At 70.9% G+C, this 17,357-nt stretch carries 19 protein-coding genes and 1 tRNA gene; 14 read left to right on the top strand and 6 right to left on the bottom strand.

Annotated elements, in window-relative coordinates:
• A complete protein-coding gene (rdgB, locus tag OAW74_RS06310) occupies window positions 1-609 on the top strand; it encodes an RdgB/HAM1 family non-canonical purine NTP pyrophosphatase (protein WP_262873458.1) in 609 nt (202 codons plus the stop codon).
• Between the two features lie 65 nt (window positions 610-674).
• Window positions 675-1,595, top strand: a complete 921-nt coding sequence (locus tag OAW74_RS06305) for a cation diffusion facilitator family transporter (protein WP_262873457.1) — start codon at window positions 675-677, stop codon at window positions 1,593-1,595.
• On the opposite strand, the gene OAW74_RS06300 is transcribed toward OAW74_RS06305, so the two are convergent.
• On the bottom strand, window positions 1,596-4,001 hold the full coding sequence (locus OAW74_RS06300; RefSeq protein WP_262873456.1) for an ATP-dependent DNA ligase: 2,406 nt from the start codon (window positions 3,999-4,001) through the stop codon (window positions 1,596-1,598).
• A gap of 82 nt (window positions 4,002-4,083) precedes the next feature.
• Here OAW74_RS06300 and ku point away from each other — a divergent pair, with 82 nt between their 5' ends.
• Entirely contained in the window at window positions 4,084-4,941 is an 858-nt protein-coding gene (gene ku, locus OAW74_RS06295) for a non-homologous end joining protein Ku (protein WP_262873455.1), read from the top strand.
• On the opposite strand, the gene OAW74_RS06290 is transcribed toward ku, so the two are convergent.
• Both OAW74_RS06290 and OAW74_RS06285 read right to left on the bottom strand, forming a co-directional pair.
• Window positions 4,938-5,669 (bottom strand): DedA family protein, encoded by a 732-nt coding sequence (locus OAW74_RS06290; RefSeq protein WP_378733485.1) that lies wholly within the window; start codon window positions 5,667-5,669, stop codon window positions 4,938-4,940. The genes ku and OAW74_RS06290 overlap by 4 nt on opposite strands.
• Window positions 5,670-5,701: 32 nt before the next feature.
• A tRNA-Leu gene (locus tag OAW74_RS06285) sits at window positions 5,702-5,783 on the bottom strand.
• A 109-nt stretch (window positions 5,784-5,892) separates the two neighbouring features.
• Between OAW74_RS06285 and OAW74_RS06280 the strand changes: the two genes are divergently transcribed.
• Genes OAW74_RS06280 through OAW74_RS06250 form a run of 7 tightly spaced genes read left to right on the top strand, consistent with a single transcriptional unit; the run spans window position 5,893 to window position 10,264 of the window.
• Complete coding sequence (locus OAW74_RS06280) at window positions 5,893-7,050, top strand: CpaF family protein (RefSeq protein WP_262873454.1); 1,158 nt, start codon at window positions 5,893-5,895, stop codon at window positions 7,048-7,050.
• Entirely contained in the window at window positions 7,047-7,907 is an 861-nt protein-coding gene (locus OAW74_RS06275; RefSeq protein ID WP_262873453.1) for a type II secretion system F family protein, read from the top strand. The genes OAW74_RS06280 and OAW74_RS06275 overlap by 4 nt, the downstream gene beginning before the upstream one ends.
• Complete coding sequence (locus tag OAW74_RS06270) at window positions 7,904-8,818, top strand: type II secretion system F family protein (protein ID WP_262873452.1); 915 nt, start codon at window positions 7,904-7,906, stop codon at window positions 8,816-8,818. Before OAW74_RS06275 ends, OAW74_RS06270 begins: the two co-directional genes overlap by 4 nt.
• A gap of 21 nt (window positions 8,819-8,839) precedes the next feature.
• On the top strand, window positions 8,840-9,043 hold the full coding sequence (locus OAW74_RS06265) for a hypothetical protein (RefSeq protein WP_262873451.1): 204 nt from the start codon (window positions 8,840-8,842) through the stop codon (window positions 9,041-9,043).
• Window positions 9,044-9,046: 3 nt separating this feature from the next.
• Window positions 9,047-9,439, top strand: coding sequence for a TadE/TadG family type IV pilus assembly protein (locus OAW74_RS06260; protein ID WP_262873450.1), 393 nt, complete (start codon window positions 9,047-9,049; stop codon window positions 9,437-9,439).
• Window positions 9,414-9,863, top strand: coding sequence for a TadE family protein (locus tag OAW74_RS06255; protein ID WP_262873449.1), 450 nt, complete (start codon window positions 9,414-9,416; stop codon window positions 9,861-9,863). The genes OAW74_RS06260 and OAW74_RS06255 overlap by 26 nt, the downstream gene beginning before the upstream one ends.
• Window positions 9,860-10,264: a pilus assembly protein TadG-related protein gene (locus OAW74_RS06250; RefSeq protein WP_262873448.1), complete on the top strand. Its 405-nt coding sequence runs from the start codon at window positions 9,860-9,862 to the stop codon at window positions 10,262-10,264. The genes OAW74_RS06255 and OAW74_RS06250 overlap by 4 nt, the downstream gene beginning before the upstream one ends.
• A gap of 1 nt (window position 10,265) precedes the next feature.
• Here OAW74_RS06250 and OAW74_RS06245 read toward each other — a convergent pair whose 3' ends face one another.
• Window positions 10,266-11,498, bottom strand: a complete 1,233-nt coding sequence (locus tag OAW74_RS06245) for an MFS transporter (protein WP_262873933.1) — start codon at window positions 11,496-11,498, stop codon at window positions 10,266-10,268.
• Window positions 11,499-11,580: 82 nt separating this feature from the next.
• On the opposite strand from OAW74_RS06245, the gene prfB reads away from it, so the two are divergent.
• The 4 genes from prfB to smpB all read left to right on the top strand — a co-directional run bounded on the left by prfB (window position 11,581) and on the right by smpB (window position 15,213).
• Window positions 11,581-12,693 carry a peptide chain release factor 2 gene (prfB, locus tag OAW74_RS06240; RefSeq protein WP_262873447.1) on the top strand — a complete coding sequence of 371 codons (1,113 nt, stop codon included), beginning with the start codon at window positions 11,581-11,583 and terminating at the stop codon, window positions 12,691-12,693.
• Between the two features lie 57 nt (window positions 12,694-12,750).
• The gene (gene ftsE / locus OAW74_RS06235) at window positions 12,751-13,755 is read left to right on the top strand and encodes a cell division ATP-binding protein FtsE (RefSeq protein ID WP_262873446.1); all 1,005 of its coding nucleotides are present in this window, start codon (window positions 12,751-12,753) and stop codon (window positions 13,753-13,755) included.
• Entirely contained in the window at window positions 13,752-14,666 is a 915-nt protein-coding gene (gene ftsX, locus OAW74_RS06230) for a permease-like cell division protein FtsX (protein WP_262873445.1), read from the top strand. The genes ftsE and ftsX overlap by 4 nt, the downstream gene beginning before the upstream one ends.
• Before the next feature lie 70 nt (window positions 14,667-14,736).
• On the top strand, window positions 14,737-15,213 hold the full coding sequence (gene smpB, locus OAW74_RS06225) for an SsrA-binding protein SmpB (RefSeq protein WP_262873444.1): 477 nt from the start codon (window positions 14,737-14,739) through the stop codon (window positions 15,211-15,213).
• Between the two features lie 12 nt (window positions 15,214-15,225).
• Here the strand turns inward: smpB and OAW74_RS06220 are convergent, their stop codons facing one another.
• Both OAW74_RS06220 and OAW74_RS06215 read right to left on the bottom strand, forming a co-directional pair.
• On the bottom strand, window positions 15,226-15,891 hold the full coding sequence (locus OAW74_RS06220; RefSeq protein WP_262873443.1) for an SIMPL domain-containing protein: 666 nt from the start codon (window positions 15,889-15,891) through the stop codon (window positions 15,226-15,228).
• On the bottom strand, window positions 15,888-17,348 hold the full coding sequence (locus OAW74_RS06215; protein WP_262873442.1) for an MFS transporter: 1,461 nt from the start codon (window positions 17,346-17,348) through the stop codon (window positions 15,888-15,890). The genes OAW74_RS06220 and OAW74_RS06215 overlap by 4 nt, the downstream gene beginning before the upstream one ends.
• Window positions 17,349-17,357: the final 9 nt, after the last annotated feature.

Here is a 17,357-nt window from a genome sequence, read left to right as displayed (position 1 = left end):
ATGCCGCGGATCGTGCTCGCGACGCACAACCCGCACAAGGTCGAGGAGTTCCAGGCGATCGTGGCCGCCACCCGCCCCGACCTCGAGGTCATCGGCTACGACGGTCCCGAGCCGGTCGAAGACGGCACGACGTTCGCGGCCAACGCGCTCATCAAGGCGCGCGCGGCGGCCGCCCACACGGGGCTTCCCGCCCTCGCCGACGACAGCGGCATCAGCGTGGACGTGCTCGGCGGGTCGCCCGGCGTGTTCTCCGCGTACTGGGCCGGGCACCGCAAAGACGCCGTCGCGAACCTCGAGCTGCTGCTCGACCAGCTCAGCGACATCGCCGACCCCCATCGGACGGCGCAGTTCGTCTCGACGATCGCCCTCGTCGTGCCGGATGCCGCCGAGCACGTGGTCGAAGGCGTGTGGCCGGGTCGGCTCGCGACCTCGCCCGCAGGAGCGGGCGGCTTCGGGTACGACCCGGTGTTCATTCCCGACGGCCAGGCGTCCGACGCCGAGCGCACCGTGGGGGAGTGGACGGCCGACGAGAAGAACGCCCTCTCGCACCGGGCGCGCGCGTTCGCCGCGCTCGTGCCGCTGCTGGAGCAGCTCGGTCGCGACCGATAATCGTCCTCATTCCCGATTGGCTGCACCCGCCCGCCGCACGGGGGCGCCCGCAATAGCCTGAAGACATGCACGACCACGCGCACGGGCACGCGCACGGGATCAGAGGGGCGAGCCATCGTCGCCTGCTGGCGATCTCGCTTACGATCACGAGCGTCGTCATGGTGCTGCAGATCGTGGGCTCGGTGCTGTCGGGATCGCTCGCGCTGCTGGCTGACGCGGCGCACATGTTCACGGATGCCGCGGCCCTGGTCATCGCCCTGATCGCCAGCGTCGTGGCGGCCCGCCCCGCCAACGACCGGCGCACCTTCGGCTATCAGCGCGCCGAGGTCTTCGGCGCGGCGATCAACGCCGTGATCCTGATCGTGCTGGCCGTCTGGGTAGCCGTGGAGGCGATCCGGCGTCTGCTCGACGGATCGCGCGCGGAGGTCGAGGGCGGCCTCATGCTCGGGACCGCTATCGCGGGCATGGTCGCCAATGCCGTGTCGCTGTGGCTGCTCAGCGCCGCCCAGCGCACGAGCATCAACGTGCGCGGCGCGTACCTCGAGGTGCTCGGCGATCTCATCGGCTCTGCCGCCGTCATCGTCGCGGCGATCGTGATCGCGACGACCGGATGGATGCCGGCCGACGCGGTCGCATCGCTGTTCATCGCCGCGATGATCCTGCCCCGTGCTGTGACGCTGCTGCGCGAGGTCGCCGCGGTGCTCAGTGAGAGCGCGCCCGCCGGCGTGCACGTCGCCGACATCCGCGCGCATATCCTCGCCGCGCCCGGCGTGGTCGATGTGCACGATGTGCACGTGTGGCAGCTCACGCGAGGGGCGCCGGTGTTCACGGCCCATGTCGTCGTCGATCCGCAGCACCTGGCAGCAGGCGACGCGCCGGCGCTGCTGAGCACGCTGCAGTCGTGCCTCGCAGAGCATTTCGACGTCGCCCACTCGACGTTCCAGCTCGAGCCCGCCGGGCACGTCGAGAACGACGCGCACGCCTGATCACTTCTCGACGACCACGTCCGAGGGGGACTTGTCGGGCCGCAGGCCCCGCCAGCGGGAGTGACGGAGGATGCCGGCGGGCGTGAGCTCGCCGAACTCCACCTCTCCGACGACCTCCGGACGCACCCACAGCGCGTCCGACGCGTCGGCGGCGGGAACGCCGACGAACGGGTTCTCGTCGGTGCGCAGGGGCTGCAGCATCCCCTCCAGGCGCGCGAGGGCGGCTTCGCCGAAGCCCGTGCCGACGCGGCCCGCATACTGCAGGCCGTCGGCGGAGGGGATGCCGACCAGGAGCGACCCGATGGCGCCGGTGCGTCCGCCGCGGCCCGGTCGGATGCCGCCGACCACGACCTCCTGCATGCGGGTCAGCTTGACCTTCAGCCACTGATCCGATCGGGCCCCCCGGCGGTAGCGGGAGTCCGGGTTCTTGACCACCACCCCCTCCAGCCCGAACTGCGCACTCGCGGCGAGCGCGTCGTCGACGTCGTCGAACACGGGGGGCAGCACGATCTGCGGGATCGTCGATCCGCACACCTGCTCGAGCAGCGCGCGACGCTCGCGCAGCGGCAGATCGTCGAGGTCGCTGTCGCCGCGACCCAGCGCGTCGAAAGGGAACCAGCGCACGGGTGTGCGCTGCGCCTCGCGCTCGATCTCACGGGGCTTGGTCAGATGCATGCGGTTCTGCAGGCGCGTGAAGCTCGGGCGGCCCTGCGCGTCGAGGGCGACGATCTCGCCGTCGAGCACGACCGGCTCGGGCCCGAATCCCGGGTCGCCCGCCGTCAACTCGGGGTACCGCGCCGTGATCTCGGTGCCGCTGCGGGCCCACAGCCGCAGCGCCGTGCCGTCCCACACGCCGAGCGCCCGGATGCCGTCCCACTTGACCTCCGCCCACGCGCCCCACCGTCGCGCGGCGCTGCGGGCGAGCGCGGGCGTCGCCCCGGTGGCCAGCATCGGCCGCGGGGACCGCGTCGTTCGCACGTCCGACGCGGGCACGGTGGCGACCGCCTCGGCGGGGGTGAGGGCCTCCTGCGTCCTGCCTGCCGCATCCGTCTTCATGCGATGCAGCAGCCAGGTCGACTTCTCGCCGATGCCCCCCGTGCGGATGAGGGCGAGTCGCACCGTGCCGAGCGGCCCCCCTGGGCGGCCGTGCACTGTGACGATGACCTCGTCGTCGCGCCACTTCTCGAGGTCATAGTCGCCGGCGTCCCAGATTGTGACCGTGCCCGCGCCGTACTCGCCACGGGGGATGTGGCCCTCGAAGCCGGCGTACTCCAGCGGGTGGTCTTCGGTCATGACCGCGAGCGCGTTGCGCCCCGAGTCGGCGGGCACCCCCTTGGGCACGGCCCAGCTCACCAGCACGCCGTCGTGCTCGAGCCGGAAGTCCCAGTGCAGCCGGGACGCGTGGTGCTCCTGGATGACGAACCGTGGGCGGCCGGCGGGTGCCGACGCGTCGGCGGTGGGAGACGCCGGCACCGGCTCGGGCGTGGCGCTCGCGCTGCGCTTGGCGATGTAGGCGGCAAGCGGAGCGGATGCCGTGGGCTGCGGCCTCAGCGCGGCCAGCAGGTCGCCGCGCGTCGCTCGCTCGAGCACCTCGTCGAGCAGGAGGTGGCGCAGCTCAGGATCGTCGAGCTCCTCCCAGGTGCGCGGCGCCGCGACGGTCGGCTGGTCGCGGCCGCGCAGCGAGTACGGCGCGATCGTGGTCTTGGCGCCGTTGTTCTGACTCCAGTCGATGAACACCTTGCCTCCGCGCTGGATCTTGGCCATCTGGCTGACGACGAGGTCGGGATGATCGGCCTCGATGGCCCGCGCGAGCTCGTGCGCGACCGCCGTCACCTGCTCGCTCGTCTGCGCGCCGTCGAGCGGGGCGTAGAGGTGGATGCCCTTGCTGCCGCTGGTCACCGGCACGGGCCCGAGCCCCATGCCGGTGAGGATGTCGCGCGCCCAGCGTGCCACCTGAGCGCATTCCGCCAGCCCCGTCCCCTGGCCGGGATCGAGGTCGAGCACGAGTCGGTCGGGGTGTGCGCGCCGTCCCTTCTCGTCGAAGCGCCACTGCGGCACGTGCAGTTCCAGCGAGGCCACCTGGGCGAGATACACGAGCGTCGGCAGCCCGTCGACGAGCGGATAGTCCTTGGCGCCGCCGGAGTGGTCGATCGCGCGCCGCGCCACCCAGTCGGGCGCGCCGCGCTCGAGGTCCTTCGCGAAGAACGACGGATGGTCGACGCCCTCCGGCCAGCGGATGCGGGTGACGGGGCGACCCGCGAGGTGCGGCAGCAGCATCCGGGCGATGCGGGAGTAGTAGTCGATCACCTCGCCCTTGGTCGTGCCGGTGGACGGATACAGCACCTTGTCGAGGTTCGTCAGGCGCAGCCGTCGCCCCTCGATCGTGACCAGCTGCTCGCCCGGCATGGCTTCATCCTGCCGTGCGACCCGCCGCACGGGCGAGCGCAACCCCTGGCTTCGGCGGGGCTTCCCAGTGTGTACTGGGGGCATGAGGGCGATCTGGAAGGGTGCGCTGACGTTCGGACTCGTGAACGTTCCGGTCAAGGTGTACTCCGCGACCGAAGACCACGACGTGCCGCTGCATCAGGTGCACGGGGAGGACGGCGGACGCATCCGCTACCAGCGCACGTGCGAGGTGTGCGGTCAGACGGTCGCGTATCAGGACATCGACAAGGCCTACGACGACGGCGAGCGCACCGTCGTGCTGACCTCCGCCGACATCGCCTCGCTGCCGGCCGAGCGCAGCCGGGAGATCGAGGTCGTGGAGTTCGTGCCGAGCGATCAGGTCGACCTGCTGACCCTCGACCGGGCCTATTACCTCGAGCCCGATTCCGCATCTCCGAAGGCGTACGTGCTGCTGCGCAAGACCCTCGAGCAGACCGAGCGCACCGCGATCGTGCGCTTCTCGCTGCGGCAGAAGACCCGGCTGGCGGCGCTGCGGGTGCGCGACGACGTGCTGGTGCTGCAGACGCTGCTGTGGGCCGACGAGGTGCGCGAAGCGGCCTTCGCGGCGCTCGACGAACCCGTGAAGATCTCGGCGAAGGAGCTCGAGCTCTCGGCGTCGCTCGTCGACAGCTTCTCGAGCGACTTCGATCCTTCGCAGTTCGCCGACGAATACCAGCAGGAGCTGCGCACCCTCATCGAGGCGAAGCTCGAGAAGGGCGAGGCGCTCGACACGTCCGAGACCTTCGGCGAGCAGGCCGACGAGCCGCAGGGCGAGGTCATCGACCTCATGGAGGCGCTGCGGGCCAGCGTCGAGCGCTCTCGGGCGGCACGCACCGGCGCGACGGATGCGGCAGCATCCGCGCCGTCGAAGAAGAAGGGCGCGAAGAAGAAGTCGGCCTAGCTGCCGGGCTCCGTCTCGGGGCCGTCGGTCACGACGGGATCGACCGCGGGCAGGCCCGCTGCCGTCTCGGCGCGCGCCTTGCGGCGCTCGGCGAAGTAGTGCCACAGCGTCACGAGGGCCGTTCCGCCGACGGCGGCGAGGAGGATCAGGTCGATGTACTCCTGAACGAACCAGGCGACCGGCGGGATGAAGGCGATGACGTAGCCGAGCATGACCAGGCCGAAGCCCCAGAGCAGCGCGCCGATGAGGTTGTAGAGGCTGTACCGGCGCCAGGGCATGTGGCCGACACCCGCGGCGACCGGGGCGAAGGTGCGCACGATCGGAACGAACCGGGCGAGGATCACCGTGAGACCCCCGTAGCGCTCGAAGAAGGCGTTGGTGCGTTCGACGTTCTTGCGGCTGAACAGCCCCGATTCCTTGCGCTCGAAGACGGCGGGGCCGCCCTTGTGGCCGATGAGGTAGCCGACCTCGCCGCCGATGAAGGCGGCCAGGGCGATCAGGAGGGCCACGATCCAGATGTTGAGGCCGAAGATGTCGTTGGTGTGCGTGAGCAGCCCCGAGATCACCAGCAGCGTGTCGCCGGGGAGCAGGAAGCCGACGAGCAGTCCCGTCTCGGCGAAGACGATGAAGCACACCACCAGCAGCGCCCAGGGGCCGGCGGCGGCGATGATCGTCTCTGGATCGAGCCAGGGGATCAGGGCGATCTGATGCAAGGGTGGTCCCGTCATACGGCGGTGGCTGGGTGGTGAGCGACGACTCGTGCGGAAGGTGGGACTTGAACCCACACGCCCGAAGGCACAGGAACCTAAATCCTGCGTGTCTGCCGATTTCACCACTCCCGCGAGTGGAATCAGTCTAGTGAGACGACTGTGCGTCTCCTGTGGGGGATTCCCCCCGAATCGCTGTGGATAACTTCAGCGGCTCGGCGCAGCGCGTTGGCATCATGGCGCGATGAGCCTCGCGCCCGTCGCGTCTGCGGCACCCTCGGCCGTCGTGACCGAGCGCGTGCGCGACCGGCTGCGGGAGGAGCGCATCGATCCGGCGCGCGATCCGCAGGCGGCGGAACAGGTGGCGCGTGCCGAGGTGCGCCGTCACAACGACTTCGCGCTGGCGCGCGGAGTCGCCCCGGTCGACGACGAGGGCGCGTGTGTGCGCGACGTGCTCGCGGTCGTGGCCGGCTACGGACCGCTGCAGCGCTACCTCGATGACCCGACCGTCGAGGAGCTGTGGATCAACGCCCCCGATCGCATCTTCGTCGCCCGCGGCGGTGTGAGCGAACGTGTGCCGCTCGCCCTGACCGACGAGTCCGTGCGCGACCTCGTGGAGCGGATGCTGCATGCCACCGGCCGTCGGGTCGACCTCAGCTCGCCGTTCGTCGATGCGTCGCTGCCTGACGGCTCCCGGCTGCACGTGGTCATTCCCGACATCACGCGTCGTCACTGGGTCGTCAACCTCCGGCGGTTCCTCCCGGCCTACCGCGACCTCGACGGCCTGGTCGCCGCAGGCGCCCTCCCCGACGAGGTGGCGCGGATGCTCCGAGACGCACTGGCAGAAGGCCGCAGCGTCCTCGTGTCGGGCGCGACCCACGCGGGAAAGACGACCCTGCTGGGAGCACTCATCGCCGCGTGCCCGCCGGAGGAGCGCATCGTCACGGTGGAGGAGACCTTCGAGCTGGCCGTCGACCGCGCCGACCTCGTGTCGCTACAGGGTCGGCAGCCGAGCCTCGAGGGCACCGGCGAGGTGTCGCTGCGGCGACTCGTGAAGGAGGCGCTGCGCATGCGGCCCGATCGACTCGTGATCGGCGAGGTGCGCGATGCCGAGGCGTTGGACCTGCTGCTCGCTTTGAACACGGGCGTGCCGGGTGCAGCCACGATCCACGCGAACTCGGCGCGCGAGGCGCTGAGCAAGCTCGCCGCGCTGCCGCTGCTGGCGGGGCGCAACATCGACGCGGGCTTCGTGGTGCCCGCGGTCGCGTCGTGCGTGGACCTCGTCGTGCACTGCGCCAAGGGCCGCTCGGGGCGGCGACGAATCGTCGAGATCGTCGCGCCCACGGGGGTCGTCGACGGGGTCATCCAGACGCGCACGCTCTATCGTGCGGCGCCGACATGACCCTCGTCTGGGGTGCCATGCTCGCCGCCGGAGTGCTGCTGGTGGTGTCTCCGTGGGTGTGGCCGCGCAAGGTCCGGACGCGCGCACGGGACGAGCGCGCAGACGCGACCAGGGCGCTGCTGGATGCCGCGGGTCTGCACGCGGCGCCGAGCGGCGCTCTGCCCGCCGCATGCGCGGGATCCGCTGCCCTGGCCGGTGCTGTCGCCTGGCTGATCAGCCCCGTGCCGGTGCTCGCCGGTCTTGCGGCCCTCGCCGGCGGAGTTGCTCCGCTCGCCTGGCTGCGCGTCCGCGCCGCGCGCCTCGTGCGCACCCGGCGCGGTCTCTGGCCCGACGTGTGCGACCTGCTCATCGCCTCGGTGCGCGCGGGGCGATCGCTCCCCGACGCCGTGGCCGATCTGGCCACCTCCGCCCCCGACCCCCTGCGCGAGCCCTTCGTCGGCTTCGCGCGCGATCTGGCCGCGTCCGGGCACTTCGACTCCAGTGCCCGCACGCTCAAGGGCGCACTGGCCGACCCCGTGGGTGATCGCGTGATCGAGACTCTGCGGATGGCGCGCCAGGTCGGCGGCACCGAGCTGACGACGGTGCTGCGGTCGCTGGCGGCTTCGGTGCGCGCCGATGCGGCGCTGCGGGCGGAGGTCGACTCCCGCCAGTCTTGGACGCGCGGCGCCGCGGTGCTCGGGGTCGCCGCACCCTGGGTGATCCTCGCGCTGCTGTCCACCCGTCCAGAGGCGGCCCGTGCGTATGCGACGGCCGAAGGCGTCGTGCTCATCGTGGTCAGCGCGATCGTCTCGGTGGTGGCCTACCGGCTGATGGTGCGCGTCGGTCGTCTTCCCGAGCCTCGGCGGTGGTTCGGATGACGGCGGCGGCCCTCGCGATCCTCCTCGGCGCCGCGCTGGGTGCGGGCGTGCTGCTGGCGCTCTCTGCGGCACCGCGGTGGGGCGCCCCCTCGCTCGCGCGGCGCATCGGTCCGTACATCCGCGACGTCACCGACCCGCGGGGAGTGTCGCTTCCGCAGGCGGCGGCAGTCGACGTGCGCTCGCTCGCGCGGCGATGGCGCGCGCGCGGGAGCAGGGCTGCGGGGGCGTCGCCGGCGCTCGAGCGACGCCTGCGTCAGGCGGGCCTGCCCGCGGATGCCGCTGCCTTCCGTGCCCGCCGGCTCGCCTGGGCGCTCGCGGGACTGGCCGTCGGCGGTGTCACCGTCGTGGTGCTCGTGCTGGCGGGCGCCGGGAGCCCCGCATCCGCTCTGCTTCCTCTTCTCGGGGCGGTGGCGGGACTCGTCGCGTGCGACCTGCAGCTCACGCGCGCGGCACGCGCACGCACGGCCCGCATCGCCGACGAGCTGCCCACGGTGCTCGAGTTCCTCTCGCTGTGCCTGTCGGCGGGCGAAGGCATCCTAGATTCGCTGCGGCGCGTCTCCGAGGTCGGCGCGGGGCAGCTCGCAGCCGAGATGCGCGTCGCCCTGCTGTCGGTCGGCACCGGCTCGACTCTGACCGACGCTCTGGAAGAGCTCGCGCAGCGCGTCGACCTGCCGGCGCTGCGCCGCAGCGTCGATCAGCTGGTCGCGGCGATCGACCGAGGAGCACCGTTGGCGCAGGTGCTGCAGTCGCAGGCCGGCGACGCACGGGAAGACGCCAAGCGCAGCCTCATCGAACAGGCGGGTCGTCGGGAGATCCTCATGCTCTTCCCGCTGGTCTTCCTGATCCTCCCGCTGAGCATCCTCATCGCCGTGTTCCCCGGCGTGTTCATGCTCCGACTCGGAATCGGGTGACCGATGGAAAGGAGAACGCACATGAATCGTGCATCACTGGAGCAGGCACTCGTGCGCGCACGCGCGCGGCTGAGGGCAGAGCTCGACGACGAGCGCGGCGACGTGCCCGGGTGGGTGCTCATCACGCTGATGACGGCAGGAATCGTCGTTCTGCTGTGGGCGGTGGCCGGCCCCGCGCTGACCGGCCTGTTCGAGCAGGCCATCGCGAGCGTCTCGGGTCTGTGACGCATGGCTCGGCCTCGGCTCGGCGACGAGCGCGGCTCGAGCCCCGTGGAGTTCGTGCTCGTGGGTGCGCTGCTGACGGTGCTCACCCTCGCCGTGCTGCAGTTCGGGCTGGCCGTGTACGTGCGCAACGTGCTGCACGATGCCGCGTCCGACGGCGCCTACCACGCCGCCCTCGCCGACACGTCCCTCGCCGAGGGCGCCGAACGCACGCGGGCGCTCATCGCCCGTTCGGTGGGCGACGCGTACGACGCCGACGTGAGCGCGCGGCGCACGGAGGCTCTCGGAGCGCCCGCGGTCGAAGTCACCGTTCGTGCGACGCTTCCGCTGGCGGGACTGCTGGGTGCGAGTCGGATGCTGGAGGTGACCGCCCGTGCCCCGCTCGAGTCGCTGGACTGACGACGCCGGATCGGCCGCGCTCGAGTTCATCCTCGCCGGTGTCGTGCTGCTGGTGCCGCTGGTCTACCTCGTCGTCGCCCTGGGGCAGATCCAGGGTCAGACGATGGGGGTCGACGCCGCGGCGAGGCATGTCGCGCGCGCCGTGGCCACGGCATCCGATGAGACGGAGGCTGCCGAGCGGGTCGACCTGATCGTCGCCTCGGTCGTCGACGGCTACGGGCTCGACGCCGATGCGGTCGAGGTGGCGCTGACCTGCCGCCCGGCCGGGGAGTGTCCGCGGGCGGGGGCGACCCTCGTCGTCACCGTGTCTACGCAGGTCGCCCTGCCGCTCGTGCCCGAGGCGCTCGGTCTCTCCGACCTGGCCTCGGTGGCTGTCGAATCGGCGTCGGCGCAGAAGATCTCTCGACTGTGGGGGAGCCGATGACGCGCGACGACGGCAGCATCCTGCCCCTCACGATCGCCTACGCGCTCATCGCGCTGGCCGCGATCCTGGTGTGCGTCGACGCGACGAGCCTGTATCTGACGCAGAAACGGCTGGACGGCTGGGCCGATGCCGCTGCCCTGGCCGCCGCCGACGAGTTCACGCTCGAGGTCTCCAGCGGCGAACCGCACGCGCGCCTCACCGACGCCGACGTCGCCCGCGGCGCGGCCGCTCTGCTGGCCTCGGCCGGCGCCGCAGCCGTCGTGGTGACCGCTGCCAGCCCCGACGGCACCTCGGCGCGCGTCACCCTCGCAGACACCTGGCGCCCGCCCGTGCTCACCCTGTTCGTGCCAGACGGCATCGCGCTGCAGTCGACGGCGACCAGTCGCAGTGCGCTGCGCTGACTCACTCCCGCGGGCGCGGCACGAACCGCGGCACGTAGCGCACGAAGGCGACGGCACCGGCGAAGCCGATGAGCCCGACGACCCCCGTCGCCACCGCGAGCGAGGTGGCTGCGGCCACCGCCGACACCAGCAACGGGGCCAGAGCGCCGCCGGCGTCGGTCAGGGTGCGCCACGAGCCCAGGAACGGGGCAGGATCGGCCGGTGGTGCGACATCCGCGCCGAGAGTGAGCAGGATGCCGCTGGACAGCCCGTTGCCCACGCCGAGCACGGCGGCGAACATCGCGAACCACATGGCGTTCGAGGAGAGGTCGTGCGTGAAGGCGAGGGCGATGAAGCCGCCGCCCATGAGCACCATGGCCGGAAGCGCCGCCCACAGCCGACCGAACCGATCCATGACCTGCCCGCTGGCGTAGAACAGCGCGAAGTCGATGGCTCCCGAGATGCCCACGACCAGCGCGATGGTCGACGCGTCGAGCCCGATCGACACGCCCCACAGCGGCAGCACGACCTGCCGGGCCGACCGCACCGCCGACAGCGACGCCGCCGCGACACCGAGCCGGGAGAGCACCGCGCGGTGCCGCCACATCGTGGCGAACACGCCCACTCGTCCCGCACCGCGTGCCGTCGGGATCGACCCGGTCACCGCTTCTCCGGTGTCTTCTGCCGCTGCCGGGTCTGCGCCGGACGGCGCATCGGCGAACTCGGCCTCGGGGTCGGGCCCGAGCAGCACGAGCAGCACCGATGCCACCAGGCATGCGCCGAAGAACCAGATCGCGGCGTGCTCGTCGCCGAAGATCGCGAGAAGCGCGGCCGCCACGAAGGGGCCGACGAACATGCCCAGGCGGAACGTGCCGCCCAGCAGCGACAGCGAACGGGCGCGGTAGGCCAGCGGCATCCGCGTCGTCATGAACGAGTGGCGCGCGAGCCCGAACGCCGCCGCGCAGAAGCCGATGAGGAAGACGGACGCGGCGAACACCGCGAGCACGGGAGCCACGGCCATCGCGACCACGCCGCCCACGGCGATGACGCCCGCGAAAGCCATCGTAAGCCGCTCGCCGATGCGGGCGACGGCCCAGCCGGCCGGCAGATTGCCGCAGAGCTGGCCGACCACGAGCGCCGAGGCGATGAGGGCTGCGACAGGCACATCGGCGCCGAGCTCGGCGGCGATCACCGGGATCAGCGGGATGACGGCTCCCTCGCCGAGGGCGAACAGCACCGTCGGGCCGTAGATCATCGGCGCGAAGCGCCAGAGGAGCGCCCGCGGGTTCAGCGGCTCCTCACGGTCGGTCACCGCATCCACGTTAGTCTGGAGTGTCATGCTCGAACTCGATCTCTCCGCCGACATCCAGGCCCTGCGCACCACCTTCGCCGACATCAAGGCCGTGGTGGACGTCGAGGCGCTCACCGCCGATATCGCGCGCCTTTCCGACGAGGCCGGCGCGCCCGACCTCTGGGACGACGTCGAGAAGGCGCAGAAGGTCACCAGCGCCCTCAGCCACCGTCAGGCAGAGCTCAAGCGGGTCACCGAGGTCGAGCAGCGTCTCGACGACCTCGACGTCCTCGTCGAGCTCGCCAACGAGATGGAGGACGAGGATTCGGCCGAGGAGGCGCGGCGTGAACTCGCCGCGCTCGAGAAGGTGATCGGCGACCTCGAGGTGCAGACCCTCCTCGACGGCGAGTACGACGACCGCGCGGCCGTCGTGACGATCCGCTCGGGCGCCGGCGGCGACGACGCCACCGACTTCGCAGAGATGCTCATGCGCATGTACCTGCGCTGGGCCGAACGTCACAAGTACCCCGTCAAGGTCATGGACACGTCCTACGCCGAGGGCGCCGGCATCAAGTCGGCCACGTTCGAGATCGACGCCCCCTACGCGTACGGCACACTCTCGGTCGAGGCCGGCACGCATCGCCTGGCGCGCATCAGCCCGTTCGGCTCCGCCGACAAGCGGCAGACGAGCTTCGCCGCCGTCGAGGTCATCCCCGTGATGGAGGAAGCGCAGGAGGTCGACGTGCCGGAGGGCGACATCCGCGTCGACGTCTTCCGCTCGTCGGGCCCCGGAGGCCAGTCGGTCAACACGACCGACTCCGCCGTGCGCATCACGCACCTGCCGACCGGCATCGTCGTGTCGATGCAGAACGAGAAGTCGCAGATCCAGAACCGCGCCGCCGCGATGCGTGTGCTGCAGACCCGTCTGATGCTTCTGCAGAAGGAGCAGGAGGCGGCGACGAAGAAGGAGCTCGCCGGCGTCATCACGGCGAGCTGGGGCGACCAGATGCGCTCGTACTTCCTCTACGGCCAGCAGCTGGTGAAGGACCTGCGCACCGGCTACGAAGTCGGAAACCCCAGCCCCGTCTTCGACGGCGACATCGACGGGTTCATCTCGGCCGGCATCCGCTGGCGCAAGCGCAAGGACGACGACGACTGATCGAATAAGGGTGTCGCAGCGGGCGTGACCGGGGCGGCCGCTTAGGCTCGACAGGCCATGATCCGCTTCGAGAACGTCACGAAGAACTTCCGCGGCTCCCCGAAACCCGCCCTCGACAGGGTCGACTTCGAGGTGCTGCGCGGGGAGTTCGTCTTTCTGGTCGGCGCATCCGGCTCGGGCAAGTCATCGTGCCTGCGCCTGATCCTGCGAGAAGAGCGCCCCACCGACGGTCGCGTCGTCGTGCTGGGCCGAGACCTCCGCACGCTCTCGAACCGCAAGGTGCCCTACTTCCGCCGGCATGTCGGCGCCGTCTTCCAGGACTTCCGACTGCTGCCGGGCAAGACCGTCTTCCAGAACGTGGCCTTCACCCTGCAGGTGATCGGCTCGTCGCGCGCCTTCATCCATCAGGCCGTCCCCGAGGTGCTGGCCCTGGTCGGTCTCGACGGCAAAGAGAAGCGGCTGCCGCACGAACTGTCCGGCGGTGAGCAACAGCGCGTGGCGATCGCCCGCGCCCTCGTCAACCGCCCGCAGCTGCTGCTGGCCGACGAGCCGACCGGCAATCTCGACCCGGCCACCTCGGTGGACATCATGCAGCTGCTGGCGCGCATCAACGCCAACGGCACGACGGTGCTCATGGCCACCCACGAGGCCGGATTCGTCGATCAGATGCAGCGTCGCGTGATCGAGCTCAAGAACGGCGTCATGGTGCGTGACGAGCGCCACGGCGGCTACGGCGACACCTCGGCGATCCCCTCGCTCACCCCCGCCGTCGAGCGGGGTGCCGCCGCTGTGGCGGCCCTCACCGCCGTGCTCGAGGTTCAGCGAGAAGTCGCCCTCGCCGATGCGGCCCCGGCGGTCGTCGCGCCGCCGGAGGAGACGGATGCCGCACCCCCGGCGCGTCCTGAGGCGCCGGCATCCGCCGACGACGCGGTCGCGCGCTCGACGACATCGCCGATCCCGATCGCGGACATCCCCGAGGTCGACGTCGACGAGCTGGGGCTGGCCGACCGGCTGGGCCTGGGCGAGTCCGACCCCGACGACAGCGTAGGACCCACCTCATGAGATTCGGACTCATCCTCTCCGAGGCATTCACGGGCCTGCGGCGGAATGCCTCGATGGTCATCTCGGTCGTGCTCGTGACTTTCGTCTCGCTCACCTTCGTGGGTTCGGCCATCCTCATGCAGATGCAGATCGCCCAGATGCGCGACTTCTGGACCGACCGCGCCCAGGTCGAGGTCTACATGTGCACCACGGTGTCGCAGACCGACACCTGCACCGACGGGCTCGCCACCGAAGAGCAGACCGAGCAGGTGCGCACCGAGCTGGAGGGCCCGGCGCTGGCCCCGCTCATCCGCGACTACACCTATCTCGACAACGAGCAGGCGTACGCCGAGGCGCTGGAGCTGCTGGGCGAGGGCTACGAGGACTTCATCACGGCCGACCAGATCAACGCCGTCTTCCGCATCAACCTCGTCGACCAGACGCAGTCGGACGTCATCCGCGAGGCCTTCAGCGGCATGGCCGGGGTAGAAGAGGTGCAGGACCAGATGGCCTACCTCGAGCCGATGTTCTCCGCGCTGACCATAGCCACCTACGTCGCGGTCGGCATCGCCGGGCTCATGCTCATCGCCGCGGTGCTGCTGATCGCGACGACGATCCGCCTGTCGGCGTACGCCCGCCGCCGCGAGCTCGGCATCATGCGGCTCGTGGGCGCCTCGAACCGGTTCATCCAGACGCCGTTCATCCTCGAGGGCGTCTTCGCGGCGCTCATCGGTTCGGCCCTGGCCAGCGTCGCGGTGTGGGGGATCGTCGAGTTCGGCGTCAACGACTACCTGCGCGAGCGCATCACCTTCATCGCGACGTGGGTGGGCGTCTCCGACCTCGCCGTGGTCATCCCGGTGATCGTCGGCATCGGCGTCGTGCTGGCCGCGTTCTCGGCCGGGTTCGCCATCCGTCGTTGGCTCCGAGCCTGAGTGCGCCCGCGCGTCGGATAGACTGACAGGCTGCCGCGCACCGGGCGCGGCGACGACCCAGGAGAAGGCCATGCCCAGGGAACGCGGCGAGAAGGTCATCGCGACCAACCGTCGCGCGCGCCACGAGTACAACATCGAGAAGATCTACGAAGCGGGTCTCGTGCTCACCGGCACCGAGGTGAAGTCACTCAGGCAGGGCAGGGCGAACCTCGCCGACGGCTACGCCTACATCCAGAACGGCGAGGCGTTCCTCGACGCCGTGCACATCCCCGAGTACTCGCAGGGGCATTGGACCAACCATTCGGCCAAGCGCATCCGCAAGCTCCTGCTGCACAAAGACGAGATCGTCAAGCTCTCGCACGCCGTCTCGGCGGGCGGGTACACGCTCATCCCGATGAAGCTCTATTTCTCGGACGGGCGGGCCAAGGTCGAGATCGCGGTGGCCAAGGGCAAGCACGAGTGGGACAAGCGCCAGACACTGCGAGAGCGCCAGGACAAGCGCGAGGCAGAACGCGCCATGCGCTCGCGCAACCGTCTCGGCGAGTGACGCTGCCGGGCGTCAGCGCGCGCGGAAGCGCGCCTCGACGGCCGCGGTGACGGTGATCTCCTCCGGCTCGAAGGCGAACGGCGCGCCGGAGCCGCCGGCATCCGACATCATCGCCGCCTTCATCATGCGGGGAGCCGCCGTCTCGGCACCGCCCGACGACAGCAGCCCGAGATCGGCGATCTGCTCGGGAACGACCGTGGTCAGCCCGATCGCGGCGGCGTAGGCGGTCGCGCGCGCGACGGCGACCTGCACGGCGGATGCGGCGACGTCGGCCTCGACGCGGCGCGCCGTCTCGGGGGTGAGCTCCCAGCTGACCTCCTCGACGGCGACTTCGTCGCGGTCGGAGATCTCGCTGAGCCACCACGACAGTGCGGTGAAATCCGTGAACGTCGCCGTGATCTCGACCGACGCGCGGTGCACCGGCGCGAGCCGCTTGCCCTCGGCGTTCCACGGGCGATCCGCCCACACCGATACGCGCCTGCTCGACCAGTCCGCGATGCCGCCCGCCGTCTTGCGCGCCGTCAGATCGTCGCGCAGCACGGTCGCGGCGGCGGTCATCCGCTCGACGACCTCGCCGCGGTCGGGTCCGTCGGCCCGCACCACGATGCGGGCGACGGCCTGTTCCGGCGCGACCCGATGCTCGCGCTCTCCGCGCACCGTGATGATGACGTCGCTCATGATCGCTGACTGTACTCGGCGGCGACGAGCGCGTCATCGGTGAAGGCGCGTCGGGGCACGAACAGCAGCAGCACGGCGGCGACCAGCGCGGTCACGCCGCAGACGACCCAGACCGTGAGGTACCCCGAGAACGAGCCCGCGGTGCCATCGGCGGCGACGCCCGAGCCCGTCGCGCCGTGGAACAGCGCGATGCCGAACACGCACGACGCGATCGCCCCGCCGACGGTCTTGACCGAGTTGGTGAGGCCCGTCGCGACGCCCGTCTGTGTCGGTGGCGCGGCGGATGCTGCGGCAGCGGGCAGCGCGGCGACCAGCGCCCCCGAGCCCAGGCCCACGATCACCATGTTCGAGATGACCTGCGCGTAGGCGGCGTGGAAGGGAAGGAACAGAAGGAACCCGACACCCACCAGCAGCGCCGCGATCATGAGGGTGACGCGCGGGGTGAGCAGCCGTGAGACGAGCGGATAGAGCAGAGCACCCGTGATCATCGCGACGAGGTACACCCCGATGATGAGCGATGTCGCGAACCCCGTCGTGCCCAGGCCGTAGCCGTAGACCTCGGGGTCGGTGCGGGCGAACGTCGAAAGAGGCGCCTGCGCGCCGAGCACGCTCACCCCGAAAAGGCCGGCGGTCAGGAACACCGGGCCGAGGGCGGGGGAGCGGAACATCCGCACGTCGATGAGCGGGTCGTCGTGGCGCAGCTCCCACAGCGCGAACGGCACCAGCAGCGCGATGCCGAGCGCGACGACCGCCCACGCCCACGGATCGGCGGGGCCGTTCAGGCGCAGCAGGCTGAGGCCGCCCGTGAAGGCGAGCAGGGCGATGGAGACCAGGGTGAGACCCACCGTGTCGAGACGCCCGCCCGTGGTCTCGGGCGATTCCCGCACGCCGAAGAGGATGACGAAGAAGCAGACGACGACCAGCAGCGCGGGAACGAGCAGCACCACCGTGAGGGGGAGCTCGTCGATCAGCGCGCCGCCCACGAGAGCGCCGGTGATGGCGCCGGCCTCGAGCGCTGCCACGAGGAACCCCGCTGCTCGTGCCGTGATGACGGAGCGGCCCTCCATCCGGCGAGAGCGCGACCAGATGAGCGCGATCTCCAGCGGCAGCCACACGACGTAGAAGCCCTGGATCGCCCATGCCGCCAGAAACAGCGCGAACGAGTCGGTGAACGGCAGCGCCAGCGATGCCGCAGCCGTCACCGCCGTGGAGATCACCAGCATCCGCTTATGGCCGTACATGTCGCCGAGCTTCGCGAAGGCGGGCACGACCAGGGCCGACAGCATGAGCTGGGTGCCCTCGAGCCAGTTGACGTCGGCGTCGTGGATGCCCAGGTGCCGGGCGATGTCGGTGAGCATGGGCGTGTAGTAGCCCTGCAGCACGCCGGAGGTGAACTCGACGAAGGCCAGGAAGCCGACGACGCCTGCCAGCGTGCCGATGGAGACGCGCTGCGTCATCGGTGCTCC

Source organism: Microbacterium fluvii (assembly GCF_025515205.1).
Taxonomy (GTDB): Bacteria; Actinomycetota; Actinomycetes; order Actinomycetales; family Microbacteriaceae; genus Microbacterium; species Microbacterium fluvii.
Note: the sequence above shows the minus strand (reverse complement) of the source record. Positions and strands in the feature narration are given on the sequence as shown.

Excerpts from the sequence above, each read along its gene's own strand:
- rdgB (WP_262873458.1), top strand. The coding sequence starts at position 1 with ATGCCGCGGATCGTGCTCGCGACGCACAACCCGCACAAGGTCGAGGAG.
- OAW74_RS06305 (WP_262873457.1), top strand. The coding sequence starts at position 675 with ATGCACGACCACGCGCACGGGCACGCGCACGGGATCAGAGGGGCGAGC.
- OAW74_RS06300 (WP_262873456.1), bottom strand. The coding sequence starts at position 4,001 with ATGCCGGGCGAGCAGCTGGTCACGATCGAGGGGCGACGGCTGCGCCTG.
- ku (WP_262873455.1), top strand. The coding sequence starts at position 4,084 with ATGAGGGCGATCTGGAAGGGTGCGCTGACGTTCGGACTCGTGAACGTT.
- OAW74_RS06290 (WP_378733485.1), bottom strand. The coding sequence starts at position 5,669 with ATGACGGGACCACCCTTGCATCAGATCGCCCTGATCCCCTGGCTCGAT.
- OAW74_RS06280 (WP_262873454.1), top strand. The coding sequence starts at position 5,893 with ATGAGCCTCGCGCCCGTCGCGTCTGCGGCACCCTCGGCCGTCGTGACC.
- OAW74_RS06275 (WP_262873453.1), top strand. The coding sequence starts at position 7,047 with ATGACCCTCGTCTGGGGTGCCATGCTCGCCGCCGGAGTGCTGCTGGTG.
- OAW74_RS06270 (WP_262873452.1), top strand. The coding sequence starts at position 7,904 with ATGACGGCGGCGGCCCTCGCGATCCTCCTCGGCGCCGCGCTGGGTGCG.
- OAW74_RS06265 (WP_262873451.1), top strand. The coding sequence starts at position 8,840 with ATGAATCGTGCATCACTGGAGCAGGCACTCGTGCGCGCACGCGCGCGG.
- OAW74_RS06260 (WP_262873450.1), top strand. The coding sequence starts at position 9,047 with ATGGCTCGGCCTCGGCTCGGCGACGAGCGCGGCTCGAGCCCCGTGGAG.
- OAW74_RS06250 (WP_262873448.1), top strand. The coding sequence starts at position 9,860 with ATGACGCGCGACGACGGCAGCATCCTGCCCCTCACGATCGCCTACGCG.
- OAW74_RS06245 (WP_262873933.1), bottom strand. The coding sequence starts at position 11,498 with ATGATCTACGGCCCGACGGTGCTGTTCGCCCTCGGCGAGGGAGCCGTC.
- prfB (WP_262873447.1), top strand. The coding sequence starts at position 11,581 with ATGCTCGAACTCGATCTCTCCGCCGACATCCAGGCCCTGCGCACCACC.
- ftsE (WP_262873446.1), top strand. The coding sequence starts at position 12,751 with ATGATCCGCTTCGAGAACGTCACGAAGAACTTCCGCGGCTCCCCGAAA.
- ftsX (WP_262873445.1), top strand. The coding sequence starts at position 13,752 with ATGAGATTCGGACTCATCCTCTCCGAGGCATTCACGGGCCTGCGGCGG.
- smpB (WP_262873444.1), top strand. The coding sequence starts at position 14,737 with ATGCCCAGGGAACGCGGCGAGAAGGTCATCGCGACCAACCGTCGCGCG.
- OAW74_RS06220 (WP_262873443.1), bottom strand. The coding sequence starts at position 15,891 with ATGAGCGACGTCATCATCACGGTGCGCGGAGAGCGCGAGCATCGGGTC.
- OAW74_RS06215 (WP_262873442.1), bottom strand. The coding sequence starts at position 17,348 with ATGACGCAGCGCGTCTCCATCGGCACGCTGGCAGGCGTCGTCGGCTTC.